An 11,512-nucleotide genomic window follows, 5' to 3' on the forward strand; every position below is an offset into this window, starting at 1 on the left:
GGATGCGGATCGCCGCCGTGGCGGGCGCCGCGCTGCTGGTCATGATGTGGTCGGCCGTCCTGCCCCCGGCCAACAACCCGTTCATGGACGACCACCTGATCTACGCGCTGCTGATCGTCGGCCTGGCACTGGTCGGCGCGGGCGAGACCCTGGGCCTCGGACGCTGGTGGGGCGGCACCCGCCTCGTCCAGCGCCTCCCGATCCTGAAGTAGGCGACCTCGACGCGAAAGGCGCCCGCCCTCAGGTGGGCGCCTTTCCCGCTATCGAAAGGGGGACGGGATGAGCATCGTCACCGGTACGGACCTGGCGCGCGAGCCGTTCCTGGGCGGCATGCGGAGCACCGACCTGGCCAGGCTGGCGAAGGCGGCCCGGCCCGTCGCGATTCCGGCGGGACGGCGCGTCTTCGGCGAGTCCGACCCCGCGGAGCGGTTCTGGCTCGTCCAGGACGGGACCGTCGCCGTCGACCTGGACACGCCGGGCCGCGGCCCGGTCGTCATCGAGACCTACGGCCCCGGGTCCGTGCTGGGCTGGTCGTGGCTGTTCCGCCCGTACGAATGGCGGTTCGGCGGGGTCGCCGGGACTCCGGTCCGGGCGATCGAGTTCGACGGGCGGCTCGTCCGGACGCTCTGCGCGGTCGACCCGGCCATGGGATACGAGCTGACGCGCCGCTTCGCCGAACTTGTCGTGCGGAGGCTTGAGGCGACTCAGGCGCGGCTGCTGGAGCTGTCCGCGGCGGGCGACCCGGCGCGGTCCTAGGACGCGAGCGCGCGGGTCCTAGGACGCGAGCGCGCCGTCGCCGATCCGGCGCCCGGTGATCAGCTCGGGGTGGATCCGGATGAAGGTGTCGCGGGTGCCCGGCGCCCAGCTCTCCAGCGGGAGGGCGGCCAGCGCGGCGATCTCGCGGGGGTCGGTGGCGCGGCGGGCGCGGCCGACGACGACCACCGACCAGCCCGTCCGGGCGGCGGTGTCGAAGTCGTCGATCTCGAAGGCGACGATCGTGTCGGCGGCGGCCGTGGCGAGCCGCGACGTCCCGGACGTCCTGAACACGATGTCGCCCCGGCTGAGGATGAAGTTGACCGGCTGGACGGCGGGCAGCGCCTGGTGGGTGAAGACGATCCGTCCGATCGCGGCGCGGCTGAGGAGAGCGCGGCACTCGTCCCGGTCGAGGATCTCCAGGCCGCTCTGGTCGAGCTTCATGCGTCCAGCGTGCCGCCCCGCCGCGCGGCGCGTTAGGGACCAAGGTCCCGGGAAGGGCCGAAGGTCCCCGCTGATCTGGACCGACGCCTCTCTTCGGACGGCGCCGGCCGGGGCAGGGTGAAGGTGGCCGCAGGGCCGAGAAACGGGAGGTGCGGGACTGATGATCACCGGTGTCGTGGTCGGCTACGACGGTTCGAAGAAGGGCGTGCAGGCGCTGGACTGGGCGGCCGGGGAGGCGCGGGCGCGGGGCGTCCCGCTGACCGTGCTGCACGCGTGGAACGTCTACGTCGGCGGCCCGGTCGCCGTGCCCGTCGTCGACTTGCAGGCGCTTGGGCAGGAGACCGTGGACGAGGGCGTCGAGCATGTCCGCAGGGCGGCGCCCGAGTTGTCGGTGCGGGGCGTCCTCGCGCGCGGCCCGGCGGCGGCCGAGCTGATCGACGCGGGACGGAGCGCCGACCTCATCGTGCTGGGCCCGCGCGGCCTCGGCGGGTTCGCCGGGCTCGTGCTCGGCTCCGTCAGCGCGCAGGTCGCCGCGCACGCCGCGTGCCCGGTCGTGATCGTCCGGGGCGACCTCGACGCCGGGCCGGGCCGCGTCGTGGTCGGCGTGGACGGCTCGGCCGCGTCCCGGTCCGCGCTGGAGCTGGCCTTCGCCGAGGCGGACGCGCGCGGGCACTCCGTCCACGCCGTGACCGCGTGGGAGTCGGTCCCGGTGAAGGACCTCCCGCCGCTCGCGGACGAGGACGGCATGCGCGCGGCGGCGGAGGCGCGGCAGGCCCGGCTGATGATCCCGATGCGCGAGCGCCACCCCGGCGTGGACGTCCAAGCGGAGGTCGTGACGGGATCGCCGCGCGAGGTGCTGCTCGCGGCGGCGGCGGACGCGCGGCTGCTCGTCGTCGGCTCGCGGGGCCTCGGCGGCTTCCGCGGGCTGCTGCTCGGCTCGGTGAGCCAGGCGCTCGTGGAGCACGCCTCGTGCCCGGTGGCGGTCGTCCACGAGCCGCGTCCGGACCGGGACGGCTAGCCGTCCGCCGCCTCGGGGAACGTGATCTCGGGCGTCTCGCCGGCGGCGAGGAGGAAGTAGCCGAGGAACGTCACACCCTCGTCCCGCGCGTCGAACCGCGCTATGCGGACGCCCGCCGGTTCGTAGAACACGTCGCCGGGACGGAGCACCGACGCCGCGTCACCCTCGATCTGATAGACGGCCGAGCCGGTCTCGACACTGCCGAACACCGGACCGTTGTGCACGTGGAGCCCGCCCGCGTGGCCGGGAGCGATGGTGATGCGGCGGACCTCGACCCGATGCGTGTCCTGAGGCTCCGCCAGAGGTTGGTCGAGGACGACGGTGCGCCTGATCGGCGCACCGTCCCCGGCCGCGGGGCGGGCGGCGTTCGCGTCGAGCAGCGCGAGGATCCCGGCGATGGCCTGGTCGAACGGCTCGGTGGAGTCGGCGGCGCGGGCCAGGACGTATCCGCCCTGGAGGCAGGCGACGATCGCGGACGCGGTGGCCACGGGATTCACCGAGGGGTTCAGTTCCCCGCGATCCACTCCCTCCTGGAGGACTTCGGCCAGGCGGGCGCGGAGCCAGGTGAACGTCTCCTCGATCGGCGCGCGGAGGGCGGGCGTGGCCATCACGTCCGGGTCCTGAGTGAGGCGTCCGACGGGGCAGCCGCGCAGGACGTCCCGTTCCCGGCGCAGATACGCGGTGAAGCGGTCGGCGGCGGTGCCGGGCGCGGACAGCAGCTCGTCGGCGGCGGCCCGCAGATCGTCGGCGGTCTGGGCGATGGCGGCCCGCGCAAGGTCCTCCTTTCCGGCGAAATGGTGGTACATGCTGCCCTGCCCGACGTTGGCCCGCTGCTGGATGCCCTTCGGGCTGGTGCCGACGTAGCCGCGCTCCCACAGCAACTCACGTGTGCTCTCGATCAGCCGCTCCCTGGCGTTCATGCGCCGAGTGTACATACCAGTAGGTACAGAATCACCGGCCTTGGAACCGCCGGTCCAGCGCGAGGTTGAGTTCCAGGACGTTCACCGCCGGTTCGCCCATGAAGCCGAGCGCCCTGTCGCCGGTCTGTTGCTCGACCAGCTCCGCGACCTGGGTGGGCGAGATGCCGCGCGCCTTGGCGACCCGGGCGGTCTGGAGCCGCGCGTAGGCGGGGGAGATGTGCGGGTCGAGGCCGCTGCCGCTCGCGGTCACGGCGTCCGGCGGGACGGCCGGGTCGGCGGGCGCGTCCCCCCGGACGGGCACGACCAGGCCGGTCGCGTAGTCCTCGCCGTACCGGGCCAGCTCGACCCGGACGCCCTTGTATGTGGCGACGAACGGCGCTTTGACGACGCCTTCCTGCTCGTTCAGGCTGACGACGCGGGTCGGGTGCGGGACGTCCCCGTCCGTGGTCCGCGCGCCGAACACCGCGAGGACGGCGCCGACCCCGCTCGGCGCGCAGAACGGACGCGCACCGCTCACCCCGTCGAGTTCCCCGATGGCCTTGCTGCGCTCGCAGACCTGCGTGAGCAGGCTCTGCTTCGCGTTCTCGTCCTCCTTGCCCGCCGCGAGGAGTTTCGGGTCGGGCAGGGTGTCGACGATGTCCTCCGGGCCGAGGTTGCTCGCGGAGGTGGCGGTCGGGTCGTAGCCGTCCCCGGCGTTGGACGGACGGCTCTGGAAGTACTGCTTGAGCGGGTTCCCGTCCTTGTCGGTGAACGACTGCCCGATGAGCGCGCTGCCGACCGTCCGGCCGTCGGACGTGATGAGCGACCCCTCCGCCTTGCCGTGCAGGCCGGGCAGTTGCGCGACGCCGAACACGGCGAGCGGGTACAGGACGCCGAGCACGACGGTGAACACGAGGAGGGCGCGGACGGCCGCCAGGTGCCGCCGGACCCACGAGAGATTGAACATGTCAGGACATCCCCGGAAGGTACCGAACGAACAGGTCGATGAGCGTGATGCCGATGAACGGGGTGACGATCCCGCCGATCCCGTAGAGGCAGAGGTTGCGCGACAGCAGCTTGGACGCGCTGCCCGGCGAGTACCGGACGCCGCGCAGCGCGAGCGGGATCAGCGCGACGATGACCAGCGCGTTGAACACGACGGCGGACAGGATCGCCGACTGCGGGCTGTGCAGGCGCATCACGTTCAGCGCGTCCAGGCCCGGGAACAGCGCCATGAACATCGCCGGGATGATGGCGAAGTACTTGGCGATGTCGTTGGCGATGGAGAACGTCGTCAGCGCGCCGCGCGTGATGAGCAGTTGCTTGCCGATCTCGACGATCTCGATGAGCTTGGTCGGGTCGGAGTCCAGGTCGACCATGTTCCCGGCCTCCTTGGCGGCGGACGTGCCGGTGTTCATGGCGACGCCGACGTCGGCCTGGGCGAGCGCGGGCGCGTCGTTGGTGCCGTCGCCGGTCATCGCGACGAGCCGTCCGCCCTCCTGCTCGCGCTTGATCAGCGCGAGCTTGTCCTCCGGCTTGGCCTCGGCGAGGAAGTCGTCGACCCCGGCCTCGTCCGCGATGGCGCGCGCGGTGAGCGGGTTGTCGCCGGTGATCATCACGGTGCGGATGCCCATCCGGCGCATCTCGTCGAACCGCTCCCGCATGCCCTCCTTCACCATGTCCTTGAGGTGGATCACCCCGAGGACGCGGGCGCGGCCGTGCGCGTGCTCGGCGACGACCAGCGGGGTCCCGCCGGACGCCGAGATCCCCTCGACGATCGCGCCGAGCTCGGACGGGACCGTCCCGCCGTGCCCGCCGACCCAGTCCGCGACGGCCGACGCGGCGCCCTTGCGGAGCATCCGCGCGGGGGCGTCACCTGACGCCTCCAGGTCCACGCCCGACATGCGGGTCTGCGCGCTGAACGGGACCCAGGTCGCGTGGCCGAGTTCGCCCGGCGTCCGCTCGCGCAGGCCGTGCCGCTCCTTCGCGAACACGACCACCGAGCGTCCCTCCGGGGTCTCGTCGGCGAGGCTGGACAGCTGCGCCGCGTCCGCGAGCCGCGCGCCCGTGACGCCCTTCACCGGGACGAGCTCGGCCGCCTGCCGGTTGCCCAGCGTGATCGTGCCGGTCTTGTCGAGCAGGAGGGTGTTGACGTCGCCCGCCGCCTCGACGGCGCGTCCGGACATGGCGAGGACGTTCCGCTGGACCAGCCTGTCCATCCCCGCGATGCCGATCGCTGAGAGCAGCGCGCCGATCGTCGTCGGGATCAGGCAGACCAGCAGCGACACCAGCACGATCCCGGTCACGCCGTGGGCGTCGAGCGCCGCCGTGTCCCCGATGCCGGGATTCCCGGACTTGGAGTAGATCGCGAGGGGCTGCAGCGTCGCCACCGCCAGCAGGAAGATCACCGTGAGCGCGGCGAGCAGGATGTTCAGCGCGATCTCGTTCGGCGTCCGCTGCCGGTTCGCGCCCTCCACCAGCGCGATCATCCGGTCGATGAACGACTCGCCCGGCTTCTGGGTGATCTTGACGATGATCCGGTCGGACAGCACCTTCGTGCCGCCGGTCACCGCCGACCGGTCGCCGCCCGACTCCCGGATCACCGGCGCGGACTCGCCGGTGATCGCCGACTCGTCCACGCTGGCGATGCCCTCGACCACGTCCCCGTCGCCGGGGATGATCTCGCCCGCCTCGACCACCGCGAGGTCGCCCGGCCGCAGTTCGGACGCCCCGACCCGCTCCTCCCGCCGGTCGGGGCCGGTGAGGCGCCGGGCGGTGACGTCGGCCTTCGTCCGGCGCAGCGCCTCGGCCTGCGCCTTGCCGCGTCCCTCCGCGACCGCCTCCGCCAGGTTCGCGAACAGGACGGTCAGCCACAGCCACACCACGATCAGCCAGCCGAACACGGTCGGGTCCAGCGCGGCGAGGACGGTCGTCCACACCGCGCCGACCTCGACGATCAGCATCACGGGGGTGCGCCAGAGGGTGCGCGGGTCGAGCTTGCGGAGCGCGTCCGGGAGGGACGCGACCAGGAGTCTCGGATCGAGGAGCCCGCCCTGCACACGGCGGCGGTCGCGGCTCGCGGCGGGCGACCCGGCGGCCTTCTGAACGGCCTGGGTGGTCATCGGCGGATTCCTTCGGCGAGCGGCCCGAGCGCGAGCGCGGGCAGGAACGTGAGGGCGACGAGGACGACGGTCACGCCGGCGACCATGCCGACGAACTGCGGGCGGTGCGTCGGCAGCGTCCCCTTCGACGCCGGGACGCGGCCCTGCCCGGCCAGCGAACCGGCCAGCGCGAGGACGAAGACGATGGGCATGAAGCGGCCGAACGCCATGCACAGGCCGAGCGCCGTGTCGTAGAAGACGGTGTTGACCGTCAGGCCCGCGAACGCCGAGCCGTTGTTGTTGGACGCCGACGTGAACGCGTAGAGCACCTCGGACAGCCCGTGCGGGCCGGTGTTGAGCATGCCCGCCCGGCCGTCGCGCGTCGCCATCGCCACGGCGGTCCCGGCCAGCACCAGGATCGGCGTGATCAGGAAGTACAGCGCGGCGAACTTGATCTCGCGGGAGCCGATCTTCTTGCCCAGGTACTCCGGCGTCCGGCCGACCATCAGCCCGGCCACGAACACCGTGATCACCGCGAGGACCAGCATCCCGTACAGGCCGGACCCGACCCCGCCGGGCGCGACCTCGCCCAGCATCATGTTGAACATCGTCATCATGCCGCCGAGGCTCGTGTACGAGTCGTGGAAGGAGTCGACGGCGCCGGTCGAGGTCAGGGTCGTCGCGGTGGCGAACACCGCCGAGTTCAGCACGCCGAACCGGGTCTCCGTCCCTTCGGTCGCCGCTCCCGCCGCGGTCGGGACCGTTCCGTGGTGGACGCTCTGGAACGCCATCGTCAGGACGACGCTCGCGATCGCGATCACGCCCATCGCCGCGGCGATCGCGTACCCCTGCCGCTTCTGGCCGACCATTCGGCCGAACGTGCGCGGCAGCGCGAACGGGATCAGCAGGATGAGGAAGATCTCCAGCCAGTTCGTCCAGGCGGTGCCGTTCTCGAACGGGTGCGCGGAATTGGCGTTGTAGAAGCCGCCGCCGTTCGTCCCGAGCTCCTTGATGGCCTCCTGGCTCGCGACGGGACCGCCGGTGACGGTCTGGGAACCGCCGGTCAGGGTGCTGATCGTCGTCCCGTCGTGGAAGTTCTGGACGAGCCCGCCCGCGATGAGGGCGATCGCGCCGACGAACGCGATCGGCAGGAGAATACGAAGCGAGCCGCGCGTCAGGTCGACCCAGAAATTGCCGAGGTGCGGGCTCTTCTTGCGCGCGAACCCGCGCACCAGCGCGATGGCGACGGCCATTCCCACGGCCGCGGACACGAAGTTCTGCACCGCGAGTCCCGCCATCTGCACCAGATGGCCCATCGTCGACTCGCCCGAGTACGACTGCCAGTTGGTGTTGGTGACGAAGCTGACCGCCGTGTTCCACGCCTGGTCCGGCTTCACCGGGTCCATTCCGAGGCTCAGCAGGAGATGCTGCTGCACTCTCTGGAGCAGGTAGAGGAACAGGATTCCGGCCACGGAGAACGCCAGGACGCTGCGCGCGTAGGCGCCCCACGTCTGCTCCGCGTCCGGGTCGGTGCCGATCAGCCGGTAGACGCCGCGCTCCACCCGGTTGTGGGACCGTCCGGTGTACACGCGGAACATGTAGTCGCCCAGCGGCCGGTGCGCCGCGACCACGGCGAGGACGAGGGACCCGAGGAACAGGATCCCCGCCAGCGTCGGGCTCATCAGAACCGCTCCGGGAACAGCAGCGCGGCCACCAGGAAGCCGACCAGCAGCACCGCCAGCACCAGCCCGGTCGCGTTCACGGCGGTCACAGTCTCTCCACGCCCTTCACCAGCAGGCCGAGCGCGGCGAAGACCGCCACGGTCAGCAGGACGAAGGCCAGGTCGCTCATTCGGGATCGCCACCTCTGTCGAACTCCGGCGCCGGGACGGCCGCTCCGCGCCGTCCCGAACAAGCCCGGCTATTTCGGACTCAGTGGGAGTAAATTCGCCTTTCTGCGGTGAACTGCAGATCTTGACGGGTTCCTGACGCCGAAACCGCGGATCTTGACGCGCCGCCGACGTGCCCCGCGGTTCCGGTCGTGCCGGTCTGTCAGTGGTCCGTGACAGCGTGAAGGCATGACACCGACGATCCCTGGATTCGACGGTCGGACGGTCCGCGCCGGCGGGCTCGACCTGCACGTGGCGGCGGCGGGGGAGGGGCCGCCGCTGCTGTTGCTGCACGGCTTCCCGCAGACGCACCTCGCCTGGCGGCGGGTCGCGCCCGCGCTGGCCGACCGGTTCCATGTCGTGTGCCCTGACCTGCCCGGATACGGGGCCAGCGACGGCCCGGACGGCGGGCACGAGCACTACGCCAAGCGGACGACCGCCGCGACCATGGTGTCCCTGATGCGGCGCCTCGGGCACGAGCGGTTCAGCGTGGTCGGCCACGACCGCGGGGCGCTCGTCGCCTTCCGCGCCGCCCTGGACCATCCCGCCGTGGTCGAGCGCCTCGGCGTGATCGACGTCATCCCCGCCACCGACATGTGGGCGTCGTTGCGCGGGGTGGGCGGCGTCTTCGCTTTCCACCTGTACTTTCTCGCGCAGCCCGGAGATCTGCCCGAACGGGTGATCGGCGCTGATTCCGACACGTTCTTCGGCCATTTCCTCGACGCCTGGGTGGACGGCCCCGACGTGATCCGCGCCGATGTCCGCGAGGCGTACCTGGCGGCCGCCCGGCGTCCGGCGGCGATCCACGCGATCTGCCAGGACTACCGGGCCGGCGCGTTCGTCGACGCCGTCCACGACGACGAGGACCGCCGGGCCGGACGCCTGATCCGGGCGCCCACGCTCGCCATCTGGCAGGACCCGGGCGACGTCGTCCTGCCCTTCGACCCGGCGGCCGTCTGGCGGGAATGGGCGCCCGACCTCAGCACCCTGACCCTGCCCGGCGGCCATTTCCTGCCCGAAGCGCAGCCCGAGGCCGTCACCGCCGCGATCGAGGAACTGCTCGGACGTCCCGGATGACCCTTTCAGCCGGTGGGCGGGGGTGCGGGTGGTCCCGGATCCGCCCAGGCGAATCGGGATACCGTCCCGGACGATCCGGGCCGTTCGTCCCGGAACCCGGGACGGCGGCCATGCCATCCTCGGTGGGGTGGGAAGAACGTCCCCGACCTCCCGTCCCCGCCGGTCGGGTCGGCGGCTCGCGCCCGTGGCGGAAGGCGGGACGCGGGTGCACGCCGTGGTCCCGTACCGCGCGGTGGCACGGCCGCACGGCGGTGGGGCCGGGGCGGGGTCGCCGCGCGTGGCTGACCTGGGAGGAGCGCGATGACCACCGACGTGCGGCCCCGCGTCCTGCTGGCGGACGACCATCCTGTCTATCGCAGCGGCCTGTCGCTGATGCTGACGTCCACCGGGGCGGTCGAGGTGATCGGCACCGCCGCCGACGGGATCGACGCCGTCGACCTGGTGCGCCGCCTGCTGCCCGACGTCGTCGTCATGGACCTGGAGATGCCCCGGCTGGACGGCATCGAGGCGACCCGCCGCATCACCGGCAGGCATCCGGACGTCGCGGTGCTGGCGCTGACCATGCACGAGGACGACGAGAGCGTCCTCGCCGCCATGCTCGCGGGCGCCCGCGGCTACCTGATCAAGGGCGCCGACCAGGCGGAGATCCTGCGCGCGATCAACGCCGTCGCGCACGGCGAGATCATCTTCGGTCCGGCGCTGGCCGCGCGGATCACCGCCTACTTCGCCCGGCTCGCCGCCGCGCGCACCGCCGAGACGGACCCGTTTCCGCAGCTCACCGGCCGCGAACGGGAGGTGCTCACGCTCATCGCGGGAGGCATGACGAACAAGCAGATCGCGGACCGGCTCTCGCTGTCGCCGAAGACGGTCCGCAACAACGTCTCCGCCGTCCTCGCGAAACTCCAGGTCGCGGATCGGACGCAGGCCGTCCTGCGCGCCCGCGAGGCGGGCCTCGGCCGCTGACCCGCCCCGCGCCTACCCGGTGCCGCGTCTACCCGGTGCTGCGTCTACCCGGCGATGGCCTCGGCGAGGTCGTCGGCCAGCAGCGCGGCGTGCTCGTCGTTCAGGTGGTGCACGGTGAGCCGCAGGTGCCCGGCGCCGGCCGGACGGTCGAGCGCGAAGCGGTCGCCGGTGCGGGCGAGCCAGCCCCGGCGCAGCAGCCGCTCGGACACCGCCCCAGCGTTGTTCGCGCCGACCGATATCCAGAGGTTGAGACCGTCGCCGGGACGGATGCCGATGCCGCGTTCGTCCAGCAGGTCGGCGAACCGGGCGTTGCGGTCGGCGTAGTGCGCACGGGCCCGGTCGACGAGCGCCAGCGCGGACGGGTCGGTGAGCAGCGAGGCGGCCAGGCGTTGCAGGAGGTGGCTCGTCCAGGTCCGTCCGGGGCCGATGCGGGTCGCGAGGCGGTCCGCCGTGTGCGGATCGCTGGCGACGACGGCGAGGCGGAGGTCGGGCCCGAGGAATTTCGACACCGACCGCACCAGCGCCCAGCGCGCGTGCCCGGGACCGATGATGCTGCGGTATCGCGCATTGGACAGCATGGAGAAATGGTCGTCCTCGATGACCAGCACGTGAGGGTGCCCGGAAAGAACGGCGCGCAGTTCTTTTGCGCGTGTGGCGGAAAGGCTCACCCCGGTCGGATTATGCGCACGCGGTGTGCACACCACCGCGCGCACTCCCTGCTGGAGCGCGGCGTGGAGCCCGTCGGCCGTCATCCCGTCCGCGTCCACGGGGACGGCGACCGGACGATAACCCGCCAGCCGGACGGTGTTGATGCTCGCCAAGAAGCAGGGGTCCTCCAGGGCGACGGAATCGCCGTGCGTCAGGGCTTGGGCGAGCAGCCGCTCGACGGCGTCCACGGCACCGGCCGTCACCGTGAGGCGCATTTCGCGGGGCTGATCGGTTTCCAGCCACCGATGCGCCCACCGCGCCAACTCCGGATCGGTCGTGCGTTCGCCGTACAGCACGGCCTCGCCCCGCGCCGGACGCACGCCGAACGGGTCGGGGAGCAGAGCCGGGTCGGGGTTGCCGCTGCCCACGTCGCGGAGCGGGCTCCCGGCGGCGAAGCCTTCCTGCTCGACGACGGCGGCCGCCCGGTCCGCGATCACGGTTCCCGCGCGCCGCCGCGTGTCGGCCACGCCCGCCTGGACGAGCCGCTGGTAGGCCGCCATGACCGTGTTGCGGTTCACGCCGAGCCGTTCGGCGAGCCGCCGCACCGGCGGCAGGGGCGTGCCGGGCACGAGCCCTCCCGCGTCCGCGAGGGCGCGCACGCTCGCCGCGATCTCGCCCGCCGTGCGCCCGGTGATCTCGGTGCCGCTGGTCTCCATGCTGC

General features: G+C 72.5%; 11 protein-coding genes and 1 pseudogene. 5 read left to right on the forward strand and 7 right to left on the reverse strand.

The window, feature by feature from the left end; translation table 11 throughout:
• Both FXF68_RS34905 and FXF68_RS34910 read left to right on the forward strand, forming a co-directional pair.
• A pseudogene (locus FXF68_RS34905) lies at nucleotides 1-212 on the forward strand (hypothetical protein); the annotation flags it as partial.
• A 67-nt stretch (nucleotides 213-279) separates the two neighbouring features.
• Complete coding sequence (locus FXF68_RS34910) at nucleotides 280-756, forward strand: cyclic nucleotide-binding domain-containing protein (RefSeq protein WP_148766997.1); 477 nt, start codon at nucleotides 280-282, stop codon at nucleotides 754-756.
• Nucleotides 757-774: 18 nt separating this feature from the next.
• Here FXF68_RS34910 and FXF68_RS34915 read toward each other — a convergent pair whose 3' ends face one another.
• Nucleotides 775-1,197 (reverse strand): pyridoxamine 5'-phosphate oxidase family protein, encoded by a 423-nt coding sequence (locus FXF68_RS34915; RefSeq protein WP_148766999.1) that lies wholly within the window; start codon nucleotides 1,195-1,197, stop codon nucleotides 775-777.
• Between the two features lie 160 nt (nucleotides 1,198-1,357).
• Between FXF68_RS34915 and FXF68_RS34920 the strand changes: the two genes are divergently transcribed.
• Nucleotides 1,358-2,215: a universal stress protein gene (locus FXF68_RS34920; RefSeq protein WP_148767001.1), complete on the forward strand. Its 858-nt coding sequence runs from the start codon at nucleotides 1,358-1,360 to the stop codon at nucleotides 2,213-2,215.
• On the opposite strand, the gene FXF68_RS34925 is transcribed toward FXF68_RS34920, so the two are convergent.
• Genes FXF68_RS34925 through kdpF form a run of 5 tightly spaced genes read right to left on the reverse strand, consistent with a single transcriptional unit; the run spans nucleotide 2,212 to nucleotide 7,986 of the window.
• Nucleotides 2,212-3,135 carry a TetR family transcriptional regulator C-terminal domain-containing protein gene (locus tag FXF68_RS34925; RefSeq protein ID WP_148767003.1) on the reverse strand — a complete coding sequence of 308 codons (924 nt, stop codon included), beginning with the start codon at nucleotides 3,133-3,135 and terminating at the stop codon, nucleotides 2,212-2,214. The two genes, FXF68_RS34920 and FXF68_RS34925, sit on opposite strands and share 4 nt — an antisense overlap.
• A gap of 31 nt (nucleotides 3,136-3,166) precedes the next feature.
• Nucleotides 3,167-4,081: a potassium-transporting ATPase subunit C gene (locus tag FXF68_RS34930; RefSeq protein WP_148767005.1), complete on the reverse strand. Its 915-nt coding sequence runs from the start codon at nucleotides 4,079-4,081 to the stop codon at nucleotides 3,167-3,169.
• Between the two features lies 1 nt (nucleotide 4,082).
• On the reverse strand, nucleotides 4,083-6,236 hold the full coding sequence (kdpB, locus tag FXF68_RS34935) for a potassium-transporting ATPase subunit KdpB (RefSeq protein ID WP_148767007.1): 2,154 nt from the start codon (nucleotides 6,234-6,236) through the stop codon (nucleotides 4,083-4,085).
• Nucleotides 6,233-7,897, reverse strand: coding sequence for a potassium-transporting ATPase subunit KdpA (gene kdpA / locus FXF68_RS34940; protein ID WP_148767009.1), 1,665 nt, complete (start codon nucleotides 7,895-7,897; stop codon nucleotides 6,233-6,235). Before kdpA ends, kdpB begins: the two co-directional genes overlap by 4 nt.
• On the reverse strand, nucleotides 7,897-7,986 hold the full coding sequence (gene kdpF, locus FXF68_RS44225; RefSeq protein ID WP_148767012.1) for a K(+)-transporting ATPase subunit F: 90 nt from the start codon (nucleotides 7,984-7,986) through the stop codon (nucleotides 7,897-7,899). Before kdpF ends, kdpA begins: the two co-directional genes overlap by 1 nt.
• Before the next feature lie 306 nt (nucleotides 7,987-8,292).
• Between kdpF and FXF68_RS34955 the strand changes: the two genes are divergently transcribed.
• Nucleotides 8,293-9,180: an alpha/beta fold hydrolase gene (locus FXF68_RS34955; protein WP_148767014.1), complete on the forward strand. Its 888-nt coding sequence runs from the start codon at nucleotides 8,293-8,295 to the stop codon at nucleotides 9,178-9,180.
• A gap of 300 nt (nucleotides 9,181-9,480) precedes the next feature.
• A complete protein-coding gene (locus tag FXF68_RS34960) occupies nucleotides 9,481-10,143 on the forward strand; it encodes a response regulator transcription factor (protein WP_148767016.1) in 663 nt (220 codons plus the stop codon).
• 44 nt (nucleotides 10,144-10,187) lie between these two features.
• Here the strand turns inward: FXF68_RS34960 and FXF68_RS34965 are convergent, their stop codons facing one another.
• On the reverse strand, nucleotides 10,188-11,507 hold the full coding sequence (locus tag FXF68_RS34965) for an aminotransferase class I/II-fold pyridoxal phosphate-dependent enzyme (RefSeq protein ID WP_148767018.1): 1,320 nt from the start codon (nucleotides 11,505-11,507) through the stop codon (nucleotides 10,188-10,190).
• Between the last annotated feature and the right edge of the window lie 5 nt (nucleotides 11,508-11,512).

Origin of the sequence: Actinomadura decatromicini (assembly GCF_008121305.1) — a bacterium.
In the GTDB taxonomy this organism is placed as follows: domain Bacteria; phylum Actinomycetota; class Actinomycetes; order Streptosporangiales; family Streptosporangiaceae; genus Spirillospora; species Spirillospora syzygii.